Origin of the sequence: Microbacterium sp. K41 (assembly GCF_004794395.1) — a bacterium.
Classification (GTDB): domain Bacteria; phylum Actinomycetota; class Actinomycetes; order Actinomycetales; family Microbacteriaceae; genus Microbacterium; species Microbacterium sufflavum.
The window spans coordinates 1-3704 of the sequence record NZ_SSDO01000424.1 but is presented as its reverse complement, the minus strand read 5'-3'; the positions used below and the strand labels follow the sequence as shown (position 1 = coordinate 3704).

At 71.5% G+C, this 3704-nt stretch carries 5 protein-coding genes; all 5 read left to right on the top strand.

The features are described from left to right. Nucleotides 1-99: 99 nt before the first annotated feature. Nucleotides 100-495: a dihydroneopterin aldolase gene (gene folB / locus DW309_RS13345; protein ID WP_136028524.1), complete on the top strand. Its 396-nt coding sequence runs from the start codon at nucleotides 100-102 to the stop codon at nucleotides 493-495. Further along, nucleotides 492-1031 (top strand): 2-amino-4-hydroxy-6-hydroxymethyldihydropteridine diphosphokinase, encoded by a 540-nt coding sequence (folK, locus tag DW309_RS13340; RefSeq protein WP_136045649.1) that lies wholly within the window; start codon nucleotides 492-494, stop codon nucleotides 1029-1031. Before folB ends, folK begins: the two co-directional genes overlap by 4 nt. Beyond that, on the top strand, nucleotides 1028-1510 hold the full coding sequence (locus DW309_RS13335) for a DUF3180 family protein (RefSeq protein ID WP_136045648.1): 483 nt from the start codon (nucleotides 1028-1030) through the stop codon (nucleotides 1508-1510). The genes folK and DW309_RS13335 overlap by 4 nt, the downstream gene beginning before the upstream one ends. Continuing rightward, entirely contained in the window at nucleotides 1461-2042 is a 582-nt protein-coding gene (locus tag DW309_RS13330; protein ID WP_136028521.1) for a PH domain-containing protein, read from the top strand. Before DW309_RS13335 ends, DW309_RS13330 begins: the two co-directional genes overlap by 50 nt. Next, on the top strand, nucleotides 2039-3704 hold a 1666-nt coding region (locus DW309_RS13325; protein ID WP_136045647.1), incomplete at its 3' end, for a PH domain-containing protein. The genes DW309_RS13330 and DW309_RS13325, both read left to right, overlap by 4 nt.

The window sequence follows — 3704 nt, the reverse complement described above, 5'->3', positions numbered from 1 at the left end:
GTCCGGGTGCACGACGTCGCCGCGACGCGCGACGCGCTCGCGGTCGCGAAAGCCTGGCGCGGCTGAGGCGGCGTCGGAGCCGCGCCGTACGCTAGAGGCATGGACTTCCTCGACGAGATCGTGCTGACAGGGCTGACGGTGTTCGGCCGCCACGGGGTCTACGCGCACGAGCGCGAGGAGGGGCAGGAGTTCACGATCGACCTGCGTCTGCGGCTCTCGCTGGAGCAGGCCGCCGGATCGGACGACGTGGCCGACACGGTGCACTACGGCGAACTGGCGGAACGCGTGGCCGCGGTGGTCGCCGGCGAGCCGGTCAACCTCATCGAGACCCTGGCGGAGCGCATCGCCGCGGTCGCCCTCGACGACCGTCGCGTGCAGGGCGTCACCGTCACGGTGCACAAGCCGCACGCGCCCATCCCGCTGGAGTTCGCCGATGTGGCCGTCACGGTGCACCGCACCCGGGCGCCGGAGACCCTGGAGGACATCACGGTATGAGCCGCAATCTCACGCGCCCGCCCGACGTTCCCGCCCCGCGCCCGGGTCGCCCGGAGACGGTCGCGGTCGTGGCGCTCGGGGCGAACCTGGGCGACCGGCAGGAGACGATCCGCGCGGCCATCGAGCGCATCCGTCGGCTGCCGCTGGTGAGCGACGTGCGCGTCTCGCGGCTGTTCGAGACGGTGGCGGTGCGCCTCGACGGTCCCGACCCCGACGCCCCGGGCTACGTCAACGCGGTCGCGCTCGTCACCACGCGGCTGGCGCCGGAGATCCTGCTGGGCATGCTGCACGCGATCGAGGACGAGAACGGGCGCGTGCGGGAGGAACGGTGGGGCGACCGCACGCTCGACCTCGACCTCATCGCGTACGGCGATGTCGAATCGGACGACCCGCGGCTGGAGCTGCCGCATCCGCGCGCGGCCGAGCGCCTGTTCGTGCTGGAACCGTGGCTCGACGTCGACCCCGGCGCCGCACTGGTCGGGCACGGACGCGTCGACGACCTCGTGGCGGGGCTGCGCGCGCGGGGCGACGCATGAAGCGCACGTCCGCCGGGCTGCTCGCCGTGCTCGCCCTCCTCGGGGGTGCCGTGGGGTTCGCGCTCGACCAGATGCTGACCGCGGGAGGGCGGGCCACGTTCACGCCGTCGCTGCTGCTGCCCGTGCTGCTCGTGCTCATCGCGATCGCGGCGCTCGGGGTCGCCTGGCCGGTGCGCCGCAGCGTCCGCTCCGGAAGGCGTATCGACCCGTTCCGCGCGCTTCGTGCCGCGACACTGGCGCGGGCGTCGAGCCTGCTCGGCGCGATCATGGCCGGCTTCGGCGCAGGACTGCTGCTCTTCCTTCTGACGAGGCCGATCGATCCGCCGGTAGGGTCGACAGTGGCGATGGCCGCGCTGATCGCGAGTGCAGTCGTGCTCGTCGTGGCCGCCCTCATCGCTGAACAGTTCTGCACCCTCCCGAAGGATCCTGATGACTCAGAACCCAGAGACCGCGCCCCTGAACCCGGCGGAGGGCACTGACCTCGACGCGCTGGACCGCGGCACGTACACGCAGTTGCGCACGGCGCGCAACGAGGCGCGCCTCGAGCTCGACGGCACGTGGCACCAGATCTCGCCGCGGTACGTCGTGTCGCAGATCGTGCAGAACGTCATCTTCCTGGTGATCGTCGCCGTCGCCGCGGTGGTGCTGAACGTCGTGCTCGAGCAGGACTGGGTCTGGATCCCCGCGGGCGCGATCATCCTGATCACCCTGATCACGCTCGTGATCCTCCCGCGGCAGGCGCGCGCGATCGGCTACATGCTACGCGCGGACGACATCGTGTTCCGCAAGGGGATCCTGTGGCAGCGCATGATCGCCGTGCCGTACGGGCGCATGCAGCTGGTCGACATCACGCAGGGCCCGCTCGACCGGGCGTTCGGCGTGTCCCAGCTGAAGATGGTGACGGCGGCGGCGACGACGGGCGTGCAGATCCCCGGGCTCACCCAGGCGGCGGCCGAGGCCCTGCGAGACACGCTCATCCAGGTGGCCGAGACCCGCCGGACCGGCCTGTGAGCGAGGCGCAGCTCCCCGGCTCCGCGGTCGGTCAGGCCGCGGCGCCGTCGACGAACCTCGCCGACGGCGAGTGGCACCGCATGCATCCGCTCACGCCGCTGTTCAAGGGCGGCCTGGCGCTGATCATCGTGGCCGGCATCGTGATCGCCAACATGCGCGATCGTGTGATCGCATGGCTCGTCGGCATGTTCACGCCGGAGGAGGCGCACTACGGTGACTACACCGGCGGCGACCCGGTGGACTGGGTGCTCTCGAACAACCTCGCGCTCGTGGCGCTGCTCGGGGTGCTGGCGCTCGTCGTCGTGCTGGTGGCGATCTTCTGGTTCGTGTGGCGCTTCCAGCAGTTCCGCATCACGGGCGACCACGTGGAGGTGCGCAAGGGCATCATCTTCCGGTCGCACCGGCGTGCGCCGCTCGACCGGGTGCAGGGCGTGAACCTGACGCGCCCGTTCCCCGCGCGCATCATCGGTCTCGCGAAGCTGGAGGTGGTCGGGGCGGGCAACGACGCGAATGTCGAGCTCGAATACCTGGCCACGCCGCGTGCGGAGGGCGTGCGCGCGGAGATCCTGCGTCTGGCGTCGGGTGCCCGGGCCGCCCGGCACGCCGCCATGAACCCGGGTGCGGAGGTGCCGGGGGAGCGGGTGTCGGCACGGTCGCAGCTCGTCGGCTCGATGAACCAGGGGGTCACCGGCCTCATCGCGGGCGTCGATCTGGAAGACGTGGTGCCGGAGAGCGTCGTGAAGATCCCCACTGGGCGTCTGATCGGCTCGCAGGTGATCTCGGGTCTGCTGTGGCTCGTGTTCTTCGGTGCGATCTTCGCGATCGCGATCGGCAGCACGATCATCGGGGTCCTCGTCGACGGCGATCCGGACGGCGGCATCGTGCTGCTGGGGATCGGGCTCGGCATGGGCGTGCCGATGGTGGTGGCCGTCGTCGGTATCACCTGGGCGCAGATCTCCAAGTCGCTGCGCTACTCGATCGCGCCGACGCCGGACGGCGTGCGCATCACCTACGGGCTGCTCACCACCGTCACCGAGACGCTTCCGCCCGGCCGCATCTTCGCGGTCGAGGTGTCGCAGTCGCTGCTGTGGCGTCCATTCGGCTGGTGGACCATCAAGATCAACCGGATGAGCGGCAAGAGCGCGGCGCAGCAGTCCTCCGGCAGCGGCCAGCAGTTCAACGTGGTGCTGCCGGTGGGCAAGCGCGCCGATGTCGAGCGGGTGCTCGCGCTGGTGCTTCCTGACCTTCCGCCCGCGAGCATCCCGCTGCTGTGGGAGCAGGGCGTCGTGGGTCCTGCTGCGGACGACCCCTACCGCACCATGCCGCAGCGCGCGTGGTGGCGGCGGCCCTTCTCCTGGAGACGCCACGGGTACGCGGTGACCTCGGACGGGCTGCTGCTGCGGCGGGGCATCGTCTGGCGCAAGCTCGCGGTGTTTCCGCTGGCCCGACTGCAGGGCGTGTCGCTGAACCAGGGGCCGATCGATCGGGCGCAGCGGGTGTCCGGCGCGCAGGTGCACACCGTCCCCGGACCGATCACCGGGATCCTCGCGGGGCTGGAGCGCGCAGACGCCCTCGCTCTGCTGGACGACGTCAGCCGCGCGGCCGCCGAGGCGGCGTCGCGCGACCGCACGCACCGGTGGAGCGAGCACGCGGTCGCGCCGG

Coding starts and splice junctions, on each gene's coding strand:
- DW309_RS13335 (WP_136045648.1), top strand. CDS start 1,028: ATGAAGCGCACGTCCGCCGGGCTGCTCGCCGTGCTCGCCCTCCTCGGG.
- folK (WP_136045649.1), top strand. CDS start 492: ATGAGCCGCAATCTCACGCGCCCGCCCGACGTTCCCGCCCCGCGCCCG.
- folB (WP_136028524.1), top strand. CDS start 100: ATGGACTTCCTCGACGAGATCGTGCTGACAGGGCTGACGGTGTTCGGC.
- DW309_RS13330 (WP_136028521.1), top strand. CDS start 1,461: ATGACTCAGAACCCAGAGACCGCGCCCCTGAACCCGGCGGAGGGCACT.